Genomic DNA, 16,579 nt, shown 5'->3' on the forward strand with positions numbered 1-16,579 from the left:
AGGGACACCGACCAGCGCGGGGAGCCCGGCCGATGAGCGGCGTCCCCGGGTTCACGATCCGCGTGGACCAGAACCCCTTCCTCCCGGCCGACGGGCGGGAGATGCACGCGATCGTCACCGTGGAGGCGCGTTCCTGGGGCGAGGGCGGTGAGCGCGCGTCGGCCGCCGAGGTCATCCTCATCGACACCTCGGGGTCGATGTCGTACCGGGGCAAGCTCGCGGCGGCGAAACGGGCGGCGCGGGCGGCGGTCGACATGCTCCGCGACGGCGTGCGCTTCGCCGTGGTCGCGGGGGCCAACAAACCCCGCATGATCTATCCGCGCGGGGAGCAGCTCGTCGAGGCGAACGAGACGTCCCGGCGCCGCGCGGTGAACGCGGTCGCGCGGCTGCACGCTGCGGGCGGGACGGCGATCGGGTCGTGGCTGCGCCTCACCGAACGGCTGTTCACCGGGTACGACGGCGCCGTCAAACACGCCGTCCTGCTGACCGACGGCAAGAACCAGCACGAGTCCGCCGAGGAACTGGACGCGACGCTGGCAGTGTGTTCCGGACGTTTCCTCTGCGACGCGCGCGGTGTCGGCACCGACTGGGAGGTCGCCGAACTCCGCAGGATCACCTCGGCGCTGCTGGGCGGGTTCCTCGACGTCCCCGACCCCGCCGACCTGGAGGCCGACTTCCTGGCGATGACGCGGGCCGTGATGAGCAAGGAGATCGCGGACGTCGCCCTGCGCGTCTGGACGCCCCAGCGCGCGCGGCTCAGGTTCGTCAAGCAGATGGTCCCGACCGTGGAGGACCTCACCGGCAGGCGCGTCGAGTCCGGGACGCAGACCGGCGACTACCCGCTCGGCGCGTGGGGCAGCGAGGACCGCGAGTACCACCTGTGCGTCGAGGTCGACGAGCCCGGCGACGTCGGACGGCAGATGCGCGCCGCGTGGGTGAAGCTCATCGCGGGCGACGAGGTCCTCGCGACGGGCAACGTCCTCGCCGAGTGGACCGCCGACGCGGCCCGTTCGACGACGATCGACCGGCGGGTCGCGCACCACACCGGCCAGTCGGAGCTGGCGGAGGCCGTCCAGGAGGGCCTTGAGGCGCGGCGGGAGGGCGACGAGGACACCGCGACGGCCAGACTCGGCCGCGCCGTGGTGCTGGCCCGCGAGGTCGGCAACGACCAGATATCCGACCTGCTCGACAGGGTCGTGGACGTCGTCGACCCCACCCGGGGCACGGTGCGGCTGAAGCGACACGTGTCCAAGGCGGATGAAATGTCGCTCGACACCCGGTCTGTCCGTACGGTACGAACGCGGCACAGCAGCGAACCGGAGGGAGGCCCGAGCACATGACGTTGACTCCGCCGCACGGGTCACCGGTCCGCCCCGCGCCGCCCGCGTCCCGTCCACCCGCGGCGCGGCCTTCCGGGCCCGCGTCCGTGGCCGCGCGGGCGCCGCGTCCGTCCGCCGACCCGGTCCCGCCGCGCCGGGGACGTCTCGCGACGTTCGTGCGCGGCCGGTGGCTCAAGACGATCCCCGGCCGTATCGGCACGCATGTGGCGCTGTGCCTGGCCGCGATCGTCGCGATGCTGGCCGTCCTGACCGTGACGATCGGGAACGCGCGCGACTCCGTCCAGACGATCGGACGCGACGCGGGCCCGCAGGTCGTCGCGACCGGAACCCTGTACTTCGCGCTCAGCGACATGGACGCGCAGGTCTCCAACATCCTGCTCATCGGCCGCGAGCACCGTCTCGGCATCGGGTACGACGAGTCGCTGCGCGTGTACGAGCGGCGCCGCGCGGAGGCCGACGCCGCCGCCGTGATGGCCGCGCAGCTCGCCGGGCGCGACCCGGCGCTGCGGCGGACCGTCCAGGAGGTGCTGAACGGCCTCGGGCAGTACGAGCGCCTCGTCGGGCAGGCCATGAAGCTGGACGAGCAGGCCGCGCACGCCCCGGGCGCCCTCCCGGCCGACGTCATCGAGGCGTACCGGCAGGCCACCGACCTGATGAAGCTCCAACTGCTGCCGAAGGCGTACAACATCACGCTCGACACGGGCGCGCACGTCCGGCAGTCGTACGAGACGAAACGCTCCGCCGTGCTGGCCGGACGCACCTGGGTCGCGGCGACCGGCGTGATCGTCCTGCTGTTCCTGATCGCGACGCAGCTGTACCTGGCGCGGACGTTCCGCCGCGTCCTCAACCCGGCGCTGGTCCTCGCGACGATCGCGACGATCGCGCTCACCGCCGTCGCCACCGGCCTGCTGACGACCCACGCGGGCCACATCAGAACGGCGAAGGAGGACGGCTTCGACTCGATCCTGCAACTGTCCAGGGCCCGCGCGATCAGCCACAGCGCGTTCGCCGACGAGAGCCGCTTCCTCCTCGACCCCGGCCGCGCCGACACCTACGAGCAGACCTACCTCGACAAGTCGCTGTCGGTGGTCTACCCGGACATCGGCGACAAGCCGGTGAACCTCGGGAACTACTACACCGGCCTGGAGCAGAAGCTCGGCGCCTACCAGCCGGGAAGCGAGGACGTGCCGTTCCTCGGCTTCTTCGGCGACGAGGCGCGCCGGATGGGCAAGGGCCCCGAGGCCACCGCGCTGGGCAGGACGCTGGACGCCTACCGGACCGTCCAGCGCAACGACGCCCAGATGCGGCGGCTCGCGGCGGCCGCGAACCGCACCGGCGCCATCGACCTGCGTATGGGGCGCACGTCCAACGCGATCCGCGACTTCGCCGCCTACGACACGGCGCTCAGCGCGCTGACGGCCGTCCACCAGCACGCCTTCGACAAGTCGATCAAGGACGCGGACGGCGGGCTGCGCGGCTGGAACGCCGTCCCGGCCGCCGGGGCCGCCGCCATCGCCCTGCTGATCCTCGTCGGGGTCCGCCCCAGGCTGGCCGAGTTCCGGTGAGGGAGAAGTCCATGCGCGCCGCGCGAACCGTGATCGCCGTGGTCTCCGTGGCGGCCTGCCTGTCGTCCTGCGGGCTCGGCGGCACGCAGAAGGAGACCATGGCGGGCAAGGACTCCCTGATCATCGGCGTCAAGGAGGACCAGCCCGCCCTCGGCGTCAAACGGCCCGACGGGACGTACGAGGGCTTCGACATCGACGTCGCCACCTACATCGCGGGCCGGCTCGGCGTCCCGAAGAGCAGGATCAAGTTCCGGACGACGAACTCGTCGGTCCGGGAGAAGGCCCTCGCCGACGGCACCGTCGACATGATCGTCGCGACGTACTCGATCACCGCGAAGCGCAAGATGAAGGTCACCTTCGGCGGGCCGTACTACGTCGCCCACCAGGACACCTTCGTCCGCGCGGACGCCACCGCGATCAGGGACGTGCGCGACCTGAGGGGCAGGCGGATCTGCGAGGTGACCGGCTCCAACTCCTGGCGCCGCGTCATCGAGGAACGCCGGGTCGCCGCCGAGCCGGTGACGGTGGGCACCTACGGGGCCTGCATGGACGCCCTCGCGGCCGGACGGCTCGACGCCGTCTCCACCGACGACCTGATCCTCGCCGGTTTCGCCGCGGGCCGCTCCGGACGCATGATCAACGCGCCGTTCACGGACGAGAAGTACGGCGTCGGCCTCAGGAAGGGCGACCTGAAGGGCTGCGAAGAGGTCAACCGGGCCATCACCCGCATGTACCAGGACGGAACAGCCCAACGCCTGCTGACCAAGTGGTTCGGCGACTCAGGCCTCAAACTGAACACCAGCGTCCCCCAGTTCGAGGGCTGCACGTGACTATGGCAGTGCGCTCCTCCTTCGGCCCTGGAGGGCCTCCATCGTCGTGAACTGCGGTGCGATCGCTGCATCGCTCTCGACTCGCCTGGCGGCTCGCTTCGCGATCTGGTTCTCGCAAGCTCGAACCAGCCTTCGGACGCGATCGCAGTGGTTGGCGTCTCTGCGTGGTCGCGGAGGGTGGTCGGGGTCGCCTTGCGGGCGTGAGTTACGGGCGCGAGGTGGACGGGAGGTCGCCGAGGGCCTCGCGGAGGGTGTCGTAGACGGGGATGAACTTGTCGATGCCCGTGATGTGGAAGACCCGCTGGACGCGGGGTGGGAGCGCGACGAGCGCGACGGTGGTGCCGTGTTCGGTGGCGCGGCGGTTGGCCGCGACGATCGCGTTCAGGCCGGTCGAGTCGCAGAAGGTGACCTCGCGCATGTCGACGACCATGGGTTCGCCGGTCTCCACGACCTCGAACAGCGCGGCCTCGAAGCGTTCGCGGGACACCACGTCGATGTCGCCGTGCACGCGGACCAGCGTGCAGCGGTCGTCGCGCATCAGATTGACGTCGAAGTCCATCGTCACCTCGCCCCACTCCGGCGGTACCCGGCCATCTCAGGTGACTCCTCAGGATTGCGCACCGGTGCCCTCAATCCAAGTGCTTCCTCGGAAAAGAACCAGGTCGCCTGGTCGCGGCCCAGACCGTACCACGCGCGGACGGCCCTCCCGGTACCCCCTGTTCACACTACCCGACAGGACCATCGGCACCGTCCCGCCGCGTCCCGGGACATCCGGGAAACGACCACAATAACCTACCGAAGCGAAACTTACTACGTAGTAAGGAATGGTGGATAAGGGGGTACCGCACCCCATTTACCAGGGGATGGGCAATTCCTGACCCGCTCGGCACGGTGAAAGGAGTGCGCTGACCGAGGGCCGGATCGGCGTAGACGTTAGAGTGGCGGTGGCGAATTCGGGAGGCTGGATGTTCTACACGTTCATGACGCGGGTGGTGCGTCCGATCCTCTGGCTGCTATTCCGACCCCGCGTCATCGGCGGCGAGCACGTGCCCCACTACGGCCCGCTCATCGTGGCGAGCAACCACTTGTCCTTCATCGACAGCTTCATCATCCCTCTCGCCGTTCCGCGTCCCGTCACCTACATCGCCAAGGCCGCCTACTTCGAGGGCGGGGGGCTCAGGAAGGGCTTCGTCCGCTGGTTCCTCACCAACCTCGGGCACGTGCCCGTCCGGCGCGGCGCGCGGCGGGCCGCGATGGGTTCGCTCGAACAGGCCGCCGAGGTCCTGGAGAACGCGGGCGCGTTCGCCATCTACCCCGAGGGCACCCGCTCCCCCGACGGGCGCCTCTACCGCGGCCGGACGGGCGTGGGCTGGCTGGTGCTGGAGTCCGGGGCCCGCGTCCTGCCCGTCGCGCTGGAGGGGACGGAGAAGATCCAGCCCATCGGCGCGTCCAGCCCGCGCGTGTTCGGCCCCCGTCCCACCGTGCGGATCGGCCCCCCGATGGACTTCTCCCACTACCGCGACCTGCCGCCCGCCAAGGCCCGCCGCGCCATCACCGACGAGATCGTCGAGACGATCCAGAAGCTGTCGGGGCAGGAGTACGCGGCCGAGTACAACGACCGCGCCGAAGAGGCCTGAGCGAACACGCCTGACCGTTTCCGGCGGGTGATTCGTCCCGAAGGCGTGTCGTCCACGGCGAGTCCGGCCCCCGGCGCCTAGGGTCGCGCCCATGGCGCACAGGCTCCTCCCGATCATGCTGCTGCTGGCGACGGGCACCGCGATCACCGCGTGCGGCGGCGGCGACGAACGCGCCCGTCCCGTCCACGGCACGGCGCCCGCCGAGGTCGCGGGCGTCGGCTACACCTCCGCCCAACTGTCCCAGGCGCTCCTTGACCGCCTGCCCGGCTACCGCCGCGTCGGCGACCCCGACTCCGGGGAGTACGGCACGCTCACGGCCATCCAGAACGCCGCCCGGCTCCAGCGCAAGACCGAGGTCGACAAGCGCGACTGCGGGACGGGCCGCGTCGGCGCCACCGTCAAGGGCGACGTCCCCGCCGCGCTCGTCACGTTCACCAAGAAGGGGCTGGCCGTCACCGAGACGCTGATGGGCATGTCCGCCGCCGACGCCGAGAAGCAGGTCAACGCCCGCGTCCCGGAGGGCTGCCTGCGGTTCCGCACCCGGGCCGGTGCCTCCTGGGCCGAGCACCGCGTCGTCGAGACCCCGAAGGGCGACATCGGCGACGGTTCCCGCACGGTCGGCGTCGCCACGGTCAGCGAGAAGATCCGCACCCGCACCTGGTACGTCGTCGTCCGCGGCCGCCACTTCCTCGCCACGATCACCCTCTTCGGCCCGACCGCGACCCGCGCCGAGGCCGAGCGGCTGGCCCGGGCCGCCCTCGACCAGACCGGCGAGATCCTGCCCTGACGGCCCGTTGGTGCGGGCGGCGGGGTCTTCCGGATAGCGTTCGCCTTACGTCGTGCGGAGAGCGGGGGTTTCCCTTGATCGGCAAGGAGGGCCGGGTCACCGGCAGGGTCGGTCCCGGCACGGTCGGGGAGGTGATGATCGCCGTCCGCGGCGGCGCCGAGGCGTTCTACGCCCACCCCGTCGACCCGCGCGACGAGATCACCGTCGGCACGATCGTCGTCGTCGTCGAGTACCACCCGCCGCGCACGGTCTACGTGGCGCCCGCGCTCGGCGCCTAGCCGCGCTCGGCGACCGGCCGCGCTCGGCCGCTGGTCGCGCCGCGTGGCGGGCCGGGAGGGGTCTCGGGGCGGATCGGCCAATATGGGACGTGTTCCGGGACGAACCAGACGATCGTCCGCTGCGTCTATTGGGAAACGCGGACCTGCCTGACCTCGGGGGCCGGCCGCCCACAACAGAATGAGGAGGCCGTATGCCCGTGCTCGTCATGGCGATCGCCGTGGTCGTCGCCCTCATCGTATTGATCATCTTGTTCAAGCTGATCTGGCGGGTCGCCGAGCCGAACGAGGCGCTGATCATCTCCGGCCTCGGCGCCAGGTCCAAGCCGATCGACGGGGTGGACAGCCTCGGGTTCAAGATCGTCACTGGTAAGGGCACCGCCGTGATGCCCGGCTTCCAGACCTCCCGCCGGCTGCGTCTCGACAGCCGCGCCTCCAACCTCGAAGTCAACTGCGTGACGCAGCAGGGCATCCCGGTGAAGGTCCGCGGCGTCGTCATCTACAAGGTCGGCGACGACTTCGTCTCGATCGCCAACGCCGCGCGCCGCTTCCTGGAGCAGCAGAAGTCGATGGACGGCGCCATCCACGAGCTGTTCACCGGTCACCTGCGTTCGATCATCGGCAACCTCACCGTCGAGGACCTCATCCTCAACCGCGAGCGGCTCACGTCCGAGACCCGCGGCTCGGCCGCCGACGAGATGAGCAAGCTCGGCCTGGTCGTGGACTCCCTCCAGATACAGGAGATCGACGACGAGACCGGCTACATCTCCAACCTCGGACGCCCGCACGCCGCCCGGGTCGCCGCCGCCGCCCGCATCGCCGAGGCCGAGCGCAACCAGGAGGCCACCGTCCGCGAGCAGGAGACCGAGCGCGAGAACGCGGCGGTCATCCGGGACACCGAGATGAAGAAGGCCGAGTACGACGGCCAGGTGAAGCAGGCCGCGCAGCAGGCCCGCCAGGAGGTCATCCTCAAGGAGACCCGCAACGCCGAACTGGAGGCCGAGCGCACCGAGAAGCGGCTGGAGAGCGAGGTCCGCAAGCCCGCCGACGCCCGCGCGTACGAGCAGGTCAAGCTGGCCGAGGCGGAACGCGACGAGCGCATCTCCTACGCCCAGGCCGCCGCGACCGAGGTCCAGCTGAAGGCGCAGCGCGAGTCCGAGGCGATCCGGCTGCTCGGTGAGGCCCAGGCCGACGCGACCCGCCAGAAGGGTCTCGCCGAGGCGGAGGCGATCAAGGCCCGCGGTGAGGCGCTGGCCAAGAACACCGACGCGGTCATCGCCCAGCAGCTCGCCGAGAAGTGGCCCCAGATCGTCGAGGCGGGCGCCGGAGTGTTCGGCAACGTCGACAACATGGTCGTCCTCAACGGCGCCCAGGGCGTCGAGGACATGCTCGCCAAGGCCCTCACCCTCGGCGGCACCGGCCTCGGTGTCGCCCGCCAGCTCCTCGGCAACCTGAACACCCAGAACGGCTCGAACAACCACAACGGCTCGGCGCCCGCCGTGACCACCACGACCCCGGAGCCCCCAAAGAACGACGACTGACCGTCCAACACGACTGACCCTCCAACGCAGAGGCCCGGCCCCCAAGGCCGGGCCTTCATCGTTCGGACGCCCCCGCCCGGCCCCCAATAGACTTCCGGCATGTCCGTCCCGCGCCTGGCCGTGTCCGTCGATCTCGTGGTGCTCACCGTGCGGGAGCAACGGCTGTGCGCGCTGCGGTGGCGGCGTGACCGGGAGCCCTATCTGGAGGCTTGGTCGTTGCCCGGCGGGTTCATTCAGCTGGACGAAGACCTGCCCGCCGCGGCGTCGCGGTTAATGGCGGAACGGGCAGGTCTCGCGGACGTACGAATCCATTTGGAACAGCTCGCCACGTACGGATATCCAGATCGTGACCCCAGGCAGCGGGTCGTGAGCGTCGCGTATCTGGGGTTGGCGCCGGATCTGCCCGCGTCCAGCCGTGCCCAGGTGCTGTGGACGGCTGTGGACGAACTCGTCCACCAGGATCGGGCCGCCTTCGACCACCGCCGGATCCTCTGCGACGGGATGGAGCGCGCGCGGGCGAAGCTGGAGTACACGTCGCTGGCGGCCGCGTTCTGTCCGCCCGAGTTCACCGTCGCCGAGCTGCGCCGGGTCTACGAGATCGTGTGGGGGACCAACCTCGACCCACGGAACTTCCACCGGAAGGTCACCGGCGCGGACCGGTTCCTCATCCCGACCGACCGGACGACCACCCGGGACGGCGGCCGTCCCGCCCGCCTGTACCGGCGCGGGGACGCCGAACAGCTGCGCCCGCCGATGCTTCGGCCCCGGGGCCGTGACCTGGGGTGACGTAGAGACCGGTCTGGGACGGTTGCTAGTTTCGCTGCCTATGAACGGTGAGTCGCCCGAAATGCTCAGCCTGCTCGTCCGCGACATCGGGGAGGCCGGTGTCGCGGAGATGGCCGGGTCACCGGGGCTCGCGGCGGCCGTCGACCAGCACGTGGCGGGCCTGCGGCGGGAACTCGGCACACCCGACGAGGACGCCCTGATGGGCTATCTGCGGGATTTCGCCGAGGACGCGTTCAACCGTGGCTGGTGGCCGGACGACACCCGTGACTGGGAGTTCGTCCATATCGTGGCCCTTTGCTGGATGATGCGGGACGCTGCGTAGGCTGGGGGCCGATCATCCCTGTTCCACCTGGAGGAGAACGGTGTCCGAGGCAACCACTCCGCGCTTCCGCTCCGTCCTCGACCGGTTCGTGGCCTACAAGCCCGGCAAGGTCGTGGTGTCGGCCGAGGGCCGCTCGTTCAAGCTGTCGTCCAACGAGTCGCCGCACGGCCCGCTCCCCTCGGTCGTGGACGCGATCGGCGAGGCCGCCAAGAACATCAACCGGTACCCGGACAACAACGCGACGGCGCTGACGGAGGCCATCGCCGCGTTCTGCGGCGTCCCCGCCGACAATGTGGCGGTCGGCTGCGGCTCGGTGGGCATGACGCAGATGCTGCTGGAGGCCGTCGCCGAGCCCGGCGCGGAAGTGATCTACGCCTGGCGGTCGTTCGAGGCGTACCCGCTGCTGGTGTCGCTGTCCGGCGCGACCCCGGTGCAGGTGCCGATCCTGGACGAGACGCACGACCTGGCCGCGATGGCCGACGCGATCACCGAGAAAACGCGACTGATCTTCCTCTGCAACCCGAACAACCCGACGGGCACGATCGTCCGCCGCCCGGAGATCGAGGCGTTCCTGGACCGCGTCCCGCCGGACTGCCTGGTGGTGCTGGACGAGGCGTACCGCGAGTACGTCCGCGACGACGAGGTCCCCGACGGCCTGACGCTGCGCGGCGACCGTCCGAACCTGGCGATCCTCCGCACCTTCTCCAAGGCCTACGGCCTGGCTGGCCTACGCATCGGCTTCCTGGTCGCACACCCGCTGGTCGCGGGCGCGATCCGCAAGACCTTCCTCCCCTTCAGCGTGAACTCGGTGGCCCAGGCCGCCGGAATCGCCTCCCTGGCGGCCACCGACGAACTCCTTGAGCGCGTCGAGGGCACCGTCAAGGAACGCGACCGCGTCCGCGACGCCCTGCTCGCCGACGGCTGGACCGTCCCGCCGACCGAGGCCAACTTCGTCTGGCTCCGCCTCGGCGACCGGACGATGGAGTTCTCCGAGGCCTGCGACGCCGAGGGCGTGAGCGTCCGCCCGTTTCCCGGCGAGGGCGCCCGCGTCTCGATCGGCTCCCCCGAGGAGAACGACGCCTTCCTGACGGCGGCCAGCGAATTCCCCCACCGCAACTGAACACTCAGGGAACAGGGACCGGGGTGCCGGGTAGGACGAGCCGTACCTGGACGTCCGGGGCCAGGCGCGCGACCGCGTCGGCGTAGTGGCGCGGGTCGCGGTCCCCCTGGCTCGCGCGACGGCCGCGACGGTACCGGGCCCGACGACCGGGACGTCGAGATCGAAGCCCCCGGTGACCAGCGCGTCGAGGTCACAGTGGTCGTAGTGCTCATGGCTGATCACCAGCGCGTCGACTCGGCCGAGGCCCTCGACGGTCGTCGCGACCGGCTCACCGGGGTAGTAGGTCGCGGTCCGGCTGAACCACGGGTCGGTGAGGACGCGGACCGGCCCGATCTCGATCAGCTGGCAGGCGTGACCGATCCGGGTCACCGTGAGTGGGACGGGCATCAGGGGCCTCTCCGTTCCGGCGGACGTCATCGGGTACCGAGGTCGAGCAGCGCGCCGAGGAGTTCCTCGGGCGTCTCGACCTGGGGGAGGTGGCCGGTGCGGGGCAGCGGCGTGAACGTCGACATCGGGATCGCGGCGGCGAAGGCCCTGCCGTACTCGATGTCGACGATGCCGTCGCTCTCGCCCCACAGGACATGGACGGGCAGGTCGAGGCCCCCGAGCCGCTCGGCCAGCGTGGGGTCGGACATGGCCGGGCCGGTGTAGCGCGTCAGCGCCCGAACGTCCGGGCTCGGCCCGGTGCCACCGGTGCTCGGCGGGACGGGCGCCCTACCGGGGTCGTGGAAGGAGAGCGCCCGCAACTCGGCCGGAGAGAGGCCGCGGACATCGGTCATCGGATGGCCGTCGACCTCGATGCCGATCCCGTCGATGATCACCACGCCGCTCACCCGTGGGCTCTCCAGCAGGGCGATCTCCGCGGCCAGCCAGCCCCCGAAGGAGTTCCCGACCACGGTCACGTCGGTGAGGTCCGACTGCTCCACCAGTGCGACGTAGGCCCGGGCGAGCCCGGCGACGCCGGTCAGCCCCGCGGCCTCCGGTGTGCCGCCGAAGCCGGGGTGGGTGGGCAGCAGCACCCGGGAATGGGTGCGCTCGGCCAACAGGTCGGCGAAATCCGCCATCGTCGGCACGCCCCCGCCGCCGTGCAGCAGCAGGAACGGCCGGGTGCGGTCGCGGTCCCGGATCGTCAGTTCGACCGGACCTGCGGTGGAGGTCCGAACGGTCCGGGTGTCGGCGCGGGTGCGCCGGAGAGCATCGGTCTCGGTGCGGGTGCTCATAGGCTCCCTTCCTGTCTCACTATATAAGGAACCTTATATAAGCTTCCTTATATAAGCAACCTTGGTGAGTAGATAGGGTCGCTCGCATGAAGCACCGCCCGGCGGACGTCGCCCTCGCCGTCAAACGGCTGCAATATCGCCACCACCGCGCGCTGAGCCGCGCGCTGGCGCCGCTCGGGCTGTCGCTCGCGCAGTGGGACACCCTGCGCCATCTGCACCGGTCCCCGGACGCCTCGTTGCACGACCTCGCGGTGCTGACCTTCCAGACAGACCAGTCCTTCGGCTCGCTGGCCACCCGGATGGCCGGGCGCGGGCTGATCGAACGGATTCCCGGCCCCGGGCGGGCCGTGCGGCACCGGCTCACCGCGGAGGGCGAACGGCTGCGCGCCGAGGGGCAGGACGCGGTGGACGCCGTCTTCGCGACCTCGTTCCACGGCCTGTCGGCCGCCCAACTCGACACCCTGGGCGAACTGCTGGACAGCGCCCTCGGCCCCGATCCGACGTCCTAGTCGGTGACATTCGGCGAACGACATCCGGCAAGCCCGCCTCGACGCGCTCCTCGATGCTCTGCGGCGCCCGCGCGTTCAGCTCGTCGGCGGGGTCCAGTCGGCGGGGAGCCCTGACTGCTTGAGCAGGTCGGCGCGGTTGTAGTAGTCGACGTCGCTGACGATGCGACCATGGCGCAGCCGCATGATCGTCGTGGCGGGGACGGTGAACGAGGCGGGGGCTCCGCGCATGGTGCCGGAGAACGTCCACTGCACGGCGACGTGGTCGCCACCGCGGAACGCGTTGGTCACCTTGATGCGGACGCCGGTGATGCCCTGGTGGGTGATGGAGTGCCAGAGGGCGATCTGCCGGTGGCCGCGCCAGGTCTGCTGGAACGCCAGGTCCTGGTAGACGCCGTCCCGGGTGAACAGCGACGCGAGTGCGGAGGGGTCGTCGTCGTTCCAGGGCAACCGCCGAGGCGACGGCGGCCGTCTTCGCGCCGACATCGTGGAGGCCGCGACGGCGCTCCTCGACGAGGGCGGCACCGAGCACGCGATCACCCTGCGCGCGGTCGCCCGGCGGGTCGGCATCGCGGCGCCGTCCATCTACCCGCATTTCGCCGACCGCGACGCGCTCCTGCTCGCGGTGTGCCAGGACGCGTTCGCCGTCCTGGAGAAGGCCCTGCGGGACGTTCCCGAGCACCCGGACCCGGTCGATCACCTGCGCGCGGTCTGCGGCGCGTACCTGGCGTTCGCCCGGGAGTGGCCCAGCCGCTATCGGATCATGTTCGGCGCCGTGTGGGACGCCGGTCAGGCCGCCGAACGGTCGCCCGGCCTGGCCGCAGACGCGGCGGCGCTGGGCATGACGGCCTCCGACGTCCTGCGGGGGGCTCTCGCGGCGTGTGCGGAGGCGGGGAGGTCGGGCAGCGTGGTGCCCGCCTCCGACGCGACGGCGCTCTGGGTGGGGCTGCATGGCCTCGCCCAGTTGCGGGAGGCCGCGCCGCTGTTCCCATGGCCGCCGCGTCTGGAGGCCGAGCTGATCGAACGCTTGTCGCTGTTGCGCTGAGGGGTCAGGTGGTCTTCGTGGGGCCGAGCTTTTCGACGATGAGGCGGTAGAGCTGGCGGGGGCGGCCCGGCTGCGGGGTGCGGTTCGGGGGGAGTGGCCAGGCGAGGCCCTCTTCGACGAGGGTGCGCAGGAGGCGGCGGGCCGTTCGGGGGGTGACGCCGAGCATCTTTCCGGCGTTCTCCGCGTCGACGATGAGGGGTTGTTCCTGGTCGCCCAGTTTGTCGGCGAGGCGGGCGAGGATCTCCAGGCCCTTGGGCTTGGCCTGCGGTTGCGTGCGTGGCGGTGTGCGGGGCGCCGGGACGAGGGCGCGCCCGTCGCGGTCCAGGGCGAATCCCTGGGCGCGTTGGGAGCTCTGGGAGCGGGCGAGGGCGGCGCGGGCGTGGTTCTCCGCCTCGTGCGCGGTGCGGCCCATGCCGATGCCGACCTCGATGGCGAGGCCGAGTTCCTCGCGGACGCGTTCGACGAACGGGGGCGTCCGGAACCCCTCGGTGGACGCGGTGACGGACCCGCGCGTGGCGATGACGAGGTAGCTGTGGTCGTCCAGGGGCCAGACGGAGGCGTTCATCCGGTGCGCCTCCTGGAGGAGGACGCGGTGGAGGGCGAGTTTCAGCTCGTCGCCCAGTATCGAGGGGTGACGCGGCGGGGCGTCTCACGCAGGGTCGGGACGTCGACCAGGACGACGACCAGCTGGGACTCCTCCAGGCGGTGGTGGGCGCCGAGGAGCGCGGCGGTCTGGAGCGAGCTGCGGATCGCCGCGCCGGTCGGGCGGACCCGGATCGTCGGAACCCCGGCCATCTCCATCCGCTCGGCGGTGGCGTGGACGCAGGTCATCGCGACGGTGGTGGCGCCGCGCCGCCACAGCCGCTCGTGGAAGGCGGCGAGCGTGCCGGGACCCGCGGCCTCCTCCCGCAGATGCACCTGTTCGGTGCCCAGGCTGATCTCGGAGTACGCCTCCTCGACCTCGGCACGGCCGAGCACGTCGATGCTCACCCTGGCCGGGTCGAAGCGTTCGTCGAGTGAGGCGCGCAGTAATGCGCCTTGCAGGGCGGCGCCGTTCAACGGCACATAGGTGGCGGGCATGGTGAGGACGCCCGCCTTCCGTGCGAAGTCATAGGGGACGGGACTGGCGAAAAGGCACACGTCCACGCCCGAGCCGAGCCGCACGACCTTGTCGGCGGCCTCCTGTTCGTCTCTGTAGGCGGCGGCCACCAGCCGGCTCGGTACCGGTGTGGGGCCGTGGCCCATCAGCATGACCCTCTCGACGAGGTCATGCGGGCCTACGACGCCGATCGTGAGGTCGGGGGTGACCGACCCCGTTCGTGCGGCCGTCATCGATGATCGCTCGCTTCCGGTCCATCCTCTCGGCGGGGGTCCGGCCCCGACCACACGTTCGCGCACGCTCCGCCCAACGGTTGTCTCATGGCTTGTCGCCCCTGCCTTCTGACCCAGCACCGCGGTTCTCGTCCGTTCCCGCGTCCCTCGGGCCCTCAGCCGTCTTCTCTCAACCCCCACGCTCGGGGGGACGGTGTGTGACGCTCAGACGCGAAATCGAATCAAGACTGCGGCGAAAAAGTAACCTACGGGACCCCCTAGTCAGTAATTTGTCACCATTCGGCCAGCCTTGATCCTGCATCTTCGGTCGTCCGAAGTTGAAAAACAAGACCCGAAATCACCCGGGCTGCGCACTTCCGGCGCTGTTGTGCACAAAGTAGACACCTGTGGCGCCGGTTTGGTTCACGCGGTGACGAAACCCATCCGTCCCGGTGACGGGCGGGTCGCGAAGACGAGTGATCCGTTGGCACCGGGGCGGGGGCCCGCGCCGGTGATTTTCTACCGCGTTTCGGCCCGTCCGATCCGGACCGTTCCATGGGTTTCTTCCCAGTTCAGCGCGATGCCCGCTGCGGAGGTGGGGCGTCCCCAGCATGCCATACGTAGTCGGACGGTCACACTGCGCTGAACGGATTTCGGTCGCGGAGGTGACACGACTCGTCAGGGACGGCGTCCAAGTCGGTCAGAACGGGGCCACATTCGGCCGATTCAGCCTGTCCGGAGTGGCCTCCGGAGCCGCGCCGCCACGGCGGCGCCACCGGGACCAACGGCCCGGCGGCCCGGCTGGCGCAGCGGCCCGCGGACAAGGCTGGCAAGGCGGGCAAGGCTGGCAAGGCGGGCCCGGCTGCGCGGAGGGTCCGGCGAGCGCGGCGGCGCGGTGCGGGCGGCGGCTAGCCGACCTCGCGGGCGATGTCGGCGCCGAGCTGGGACAGGCGCTCGGCGGTGTGCGCGTGGCCGCGGTCCAGGTAGTAGCCGGAGGTGATCGTCGTCTCGCCCTCGGCGGCGAGCCCGGCGAGGACGAGAGCGCTGCCGCAGCGCAGGTCGTGCGCCTCGACCTCGGCGCCGCGCAGGCCGCGCGGGCCGTTCACCTTGGCGCGGTTGCCGTCCACCTCGATGTCGGCGCCCATCTTGGCCAGCTCACCGGCCAGCTTGAACCGGCCGTCGAAGATCCGCTCATAGATGTAGGACGGGCCCTCGGCCAGGCAGGACAGCGCCATGATCGGCGACTGGAGGTCGGTGGCGAAGCCCGGGTACTCGTCGGTGATGACGTTGATCGGACGCAGCGTCCGGTTCCGGCGGACCTGGAGGACGGCGCCCTGCTGGTGGAACTCGACGCCCATCTGCTCCAGCTTGTCGGCGGCGACGCCCAGGTGCTCCAGCGTGGCGCCGACGAGGTTCAGGTCGCCGCCGGAGATCGCGGCGGCCATCACGAACACGCCCGCGTCGATCCGGTCGGGCATCACGGTGTGCTCGACGGCGGTCAGCTCCTCGACACCCTCGACCGTCACGAAGCCGGTGCCGCCACCGCTGATCTTGGCGCCCATCGCCTGGAGGATGGCGATGTTGTCCAGCACCTCGGGCTCCAGCGCGGCGTTCTTGATCAGCGTGGTGCCGCGGGCGAGCGCCGCCGCCATGATCAGGTTCTCGGTGCCGGTGTGGGACGGGGTGTCGCAGTAGAGCGTCCCGCCGCGCAGGTCACCGGCCTTGATGTGGATGATGCCGTCGCCGTTGTCGGCCACCTGCTCGGTGACCGTGGCGCCCATCCGCTTGAAGCCGTTGTAGTGGAAGTCGAGATTGCGGCTGCCGAGGTTGCACCCGCCGACGCCCTCGATGACGGCCTCGCCGAGCCGGTGCAGCAGCGCCGGGACGAACAGGAACGAGCCGCGGAACCGGGACGCGATGTCGGCGGGCAGCACCGGGCTGCTCAGCGTGGAGGCGTCGATCACCAGCGTCCGCTCGGTCTCGTGCAGCTCCGCCTTCGCGCCGATGGCCCGGGCCAGCTCCACCGCGCGCTGCACGTCCTCGATGATCGGGACGTTGCGCAGGACGGTGCGCCCCTTGGAGGCCATGAGCGAGGCGCCGATCATCGGCAGCACGGCGTTCTTTGCTCCCTGGACGAATACGGTGCCGTGCAGTTGCCGGCCGCCGCGCACGCGGTAGCGAACCTCGTGGCCCATGCTCATGCCGCCTTACTCCTTCGATGCGGGGTACGTGCCTGCCAGTGGGAGCACGAGGGCCGAGCGCGCCGAACGATCCCCCCTCTGCGCCAACGCGAC

The 16,579-nt window shown here is 70.8% G+C and carries 16 protein-coding genes and 2 pseudogenes; 12 read left to right on the forward strand and 6 right to left on the reverse strand.

Annotation, left to right across the window (positions count from 1 at the left end):
* Positions 1 to 32 precede the first annotated feature (32 nt).
* The 3 genes from ABD808_RS27720 to ABD808_RS27730 are packed head-to-tail and all read left to right on the forward strand — an operon-like array spanning position 33 to position 3,735.
* Entirely contained in the window at positions 33 to 1,340 is a 1,308-nt protein-coding gene (locus tag ABD808_RS27720; RefSeq protein WP_344902372.1) for a VWA domain-containing protein, read from the forward strand.
* Positions 1,337 to 2,905, forward strand: a complete 1,569-nt coding sequence (locus ABD808_RS27725; RefSeq protein ID WP_344902375.1) for a hypothetical protein — start codon at positions 1,337 to 1,339, stop codon at positions 2,903 to 2,905. Before ABD808_RS27720 ends, ABD808_RS27725 begins: the two co-directional genes overlap by 4 nt.
* An 11-nt stretch (positions 2,906 to 2,916) precedes the next feature.
* Entirely contained in the window at positions 2,917 to 3,735 is an 819-nt protein-coding gene (locus tag ABD808_RS27730) for a glutamate ABC transporter substrate-binding protein (protein WP_344902377.1), read from the forward strand.
* A gap of 205 nt (positions 3,736 to 3,940) precedes the next feature.
* On the opposite strand, the gene ABD808_RS27735 is transcribed toward ABD808_RS27730, so the two are convergent.
* The gene (locus ABD808_RS27735; RefSeq protein ID WP_344902380.1) at positions 3,941 to 4,294 is read right to left on the reverse strand and encodes an STAS domain-containing protein; all 354 of its coding nucleotides are present in this window, start codon (positions 4,292 to 4,294) and stop codon (positions 3,941 to 3,943) included.
* A gap of 406 nt (positions 4,295 to 4,700) precedes the next feature.
* Between ABD808_RS27735 and ABD808_RS27740 the strand changes: the two genes are divergently transcribed.
* The 7 genes from ABD808_RS27740 (at position 4,701) to hisC (ending at position 10,203) form a co-directional block, all read left to right on the forward strand.
* Positions 4,701 to 5,372: a lysophospholipid acyltransferase family protein gene (locus tag ABD808_RS27740; RefSeq protein ID WP_344902383.1), complete on the forward strand. Its 672-nt coding sequence runs from the start codon at positions 4,701 to 4,703 to the stop codon at positions 5,370 to 5,372.
* Positions 5,373 to 5,463: 91 nt separating this feature from the next.
* Complete coding sequence (locus ABD808_RS27745; RefSeq protein WP_344902386.1) at positions 5,464 to 6,159, forward strand: hypothetical protein; 696 nt, start codon at positions 5,464 to 5,466, stop codon at positions 6,157 to 6,159.
* Between the two features lie 74 nt (positions 6,160 to 6,233).
* Complete coding sequence (locus ABD808_RS27750) at positions 6,234 to 6,437, forward strand: hypothetical protein (RefSeq protein ID WP_344902389.1); 204 nt, start codon at positions 6,234 to 6,236, stop codon at positions 6,435 to 6,437.
* Between the two features lie 191 nt (positions 6,438 to 6,628).
* Positions 6,629 to 7,975, forward strand: a complete 1,347-nt coding sequence (locus ABD808_RS27755; RefSeq protein WP_344902392.1) for a flotillin family protein — start codon at positions 6,629 to 6,631, stop codon at positions 7,973 to 7,975.
* A 99-nt stretch (positions 7,976 to 8,074) separates the two neighbouring features.
* Positions 8,075 to 8,761 (forward strand): NUDIX hydrolase, encoded by a 687-nt coding sequence (locus tag ABD808_RS27760; protein ID WP_344902395.1) that lies wholly within the window; start codon positions 8,075 to 8,077, stop codon positions 8,759 to 8,761.
* A 40-nt stretch (positions 8,762 to 8,801) separates the two neighbouring features.
* The gene (locus tag ABD808_RS27765) at positions 8,802 to 9,083 is read left to right on the forward strand and encodes a DUF6401 family natural product biosynthesis protein (RefSeq protein WP_344902397.1); all 282 of its coding nucleotides are present in this window, start codon (positions 8,802 to 8,804) and stop codon (positions 9,081 to 9,083) included.
* Positions 9,084 to 9,123: 40 nt separating this feature from the next.
* Entirely contained in the window at positions 9,124 to 10,203 is a 1,080-nt protein-coding gene (hisC, locus tag ABD808_RS27770; protein ID WP_344902400.1) for a histidinol-phosphate transaminase, read from the forward strand.
* A gap of 96 nt (positions 10,204 to 10,299) precedes the next feature.
* Here the strand turns inward: hisC and ABD808_RS38650 are convergent.
* Together ABD808_RS38650 and ABD808_RS27775 are read right to left on the reverse strand one after the other, a co-directional pair.
* Positions 10,300 to 10,620: pseudogene (locus tag ABD808_RS38650) on the reverse strand (MBL fold metallo-hydrolase); the annotation flags it as partial.
* The gene (locus tag ABD808_RS27775; protein ID WP_344902403.1) at positions 10,617 to 11,423 is read right to left on the reverse strand and encodes an alpha/beta fold hydrolase; all 807 of its coding nucleotides are present in this window, start codon (positions 11,421 to 11,423) and stop codon (positions 10,617 to 10,619) included. The gene ABD808_RS27775 and the pseudogene ABD808_RS38650, both read right to left, overlap by 4 nt.
* A gap of 86 nt (positions 11,424 to 11,509) precedes the next feature.
* Between ABD808_RS27775 and ABD808_RS27780 the strand changes: the two genes are divergently transcribed.
* Positions 11,510 to 11,932 carry a MarR family winged helix-turn-helix transcriptional regulator gene (locus ABD808_RS27780; RefSeq protein ID WP_344902406.1) on the forward strand — a complete coding sequence of 141 codons (423 nt, stop codon included), beginning with the start codon at positions 11,510 to 11,512 and terminating at the stop codon, positions 11,930 to 11,932.
* Between the two features lie 75 nt (positions 11,933 to 12,007).
* Here the strand turns inward: ABD808_RS27780 and ABD808_RS27785 are convergent, their stop codons facing one another.
* Positions 12,008 to 12,379, reverse strand: a complete 372-nt coding sequence (locus ABD808_RS27785) for a nuclear transport factor 2 family protein (protein WP_344902409.1) — start codon at positions 12,377 to 12,379, stop codon at positions 12,008 to 12,010.
* Here ABD808_RS27785 and ABD808_RS27790 point away from each other — a divergent pair.
* Positions 12,333 to 12,974, forward strand: coding sequence for a TetR/AcrR family transcriptional regulator (locus ABD808_RS27790; protein ID WP_344902412.1), 642 nt, complete (start codon positions 12,333 to 12,335; stop codon positions 12,972 to 12,974). The two genes, ABD808_RS27785 and ABD808_RS27790, sit on opposite strands and share 47 nt — an antisense overlap.
* Positions 12,975 to 12,978: 4 nt before the next feature.
* Here the strand turns inward: ABD808_RS27790 and ABD808_RS27795 are convergent.
* Both ABD808_RS27795 and murA read right to left on the reverse strand, forming a co-directional pair.
* Positions 12,979 to 14,225, reverse strand: a pseudogene (locus ABD808_RS27795) (transcriptional regulator).
* 968 nt (positions 14,226 to 15,193) lie between these two features.
* Positions 15,194 to 16,480, reverse strand: a complete 1,287-nt coding sequence (murA, locus tag ABD808_RS27800) for a UDP-N-acetylglucosamine 1-carboxyvinyltransferase (protein WP_344903510.1) — start codon at positions 16,478 to 16,480, stop codon at positions 15,194 to 15,196.
* Positions 16,481 to 16,579 lie beyond the last annotated feature (99 nt).

The sequence above is a fragment of the Actinomadura meridiana genome, assembly GCF_039537545.1.
Classification (GTDB): domain Bacteria; phylum Actinomycetota; class Actinomycetes; order Streptosporangiales; family Streptosporangiaceae; genus Spirillospora; species Spirillospora meridiana.

Excerpts from the sequence above, each read along its gene's own strand:
- ABD808_RS27720 (WP_344902372.1), top strand. The coding sequence starts at position 33 with ATGAGCGGCGTCCCCGGGTTCACGATCCGCGTGGACCAGAACCCCTTC.
- ABD808_RS27725 (WP_344902375.1), top strand. The coding sequence starts at position 1,337 with ATGACGTTGACTCCGCCGCACGGGTCACCGGTCCGCCCCGCGCCGCCC.
- ABD808_RS27730 (WP_344902377.1), top strand. The coding sequence starts at position 2,917 with ATGCGCGCCGCGCGAACCGTGATCGCCGTGGTCTCCGTGGCGGCCTGC.
- ABD808_RS27735 (WP_344902380.1), bottom strand. The coding sequence starts at position 4,294 with ATGGACTTCGACGTCAATCTGATGCGCGACGACCGCTGCACGCTGGTC.
- ABD808_RS27740 (WP_344902383.1), top strand. The coding sequence starts at position 4,701 with ATGTTCTACACGTTCATGACGCGGGTGGTGCGTCCGATCCTCTGGCTG.
- ABD808_RS27745 (WP_344902386.1), top strand. The coding sequence starts at position 5,464 with ATGGCGCACAGGCTCCTCCCGATCATGCTGCTGCTGGCGACGGGCACC.
- ABD808_RS27755 (WP_344902392.1), top strand. The coding sequence starts at position 6,629 with ATGCCCGTGCTCGTCATGGCGATCGCCGTGGTCGTCGCCCTCATCGTA.
- ABD808_RS27760 (WP_344902395.1), top strand. The coding sequence starts at position 8,075 with ATGTCCGTCCCGCGCCTGGCCGTGTCCGTCGATCTCGTGGTGCTCACC.
- ABD808_RS27765 (WP_344902397.1), top strand. The coding sequence starts at position 8,802 with ATGAACGGTGAGTCGCCCGAAATGCTCAGCCTGCTCGTCCGCGACATC.
- ABD808_RS27775 (WP_344902403.1), bottom strand. The coding sequence starts at position 11,423 with ATGAGCACCCGCACCGAGACCGATGCTCTCCGGCGCACCCGCGCCGAC.
- ABD808_RS27780 (WP_344902406.1), top strand. The coding sequence starts at position 11,510 with ATGAAGCACCGCCCGGCGGACGTCGCCCTCGCCGTCAAACGGCTGCAA.
- murA (WP_344903510.1), bottom strand. The coding sequence starts at position 16,480 with ATGGGCCACGAGGTTCGCTACCGCGTGCGCGGCGGCCGGCAACTGCAC.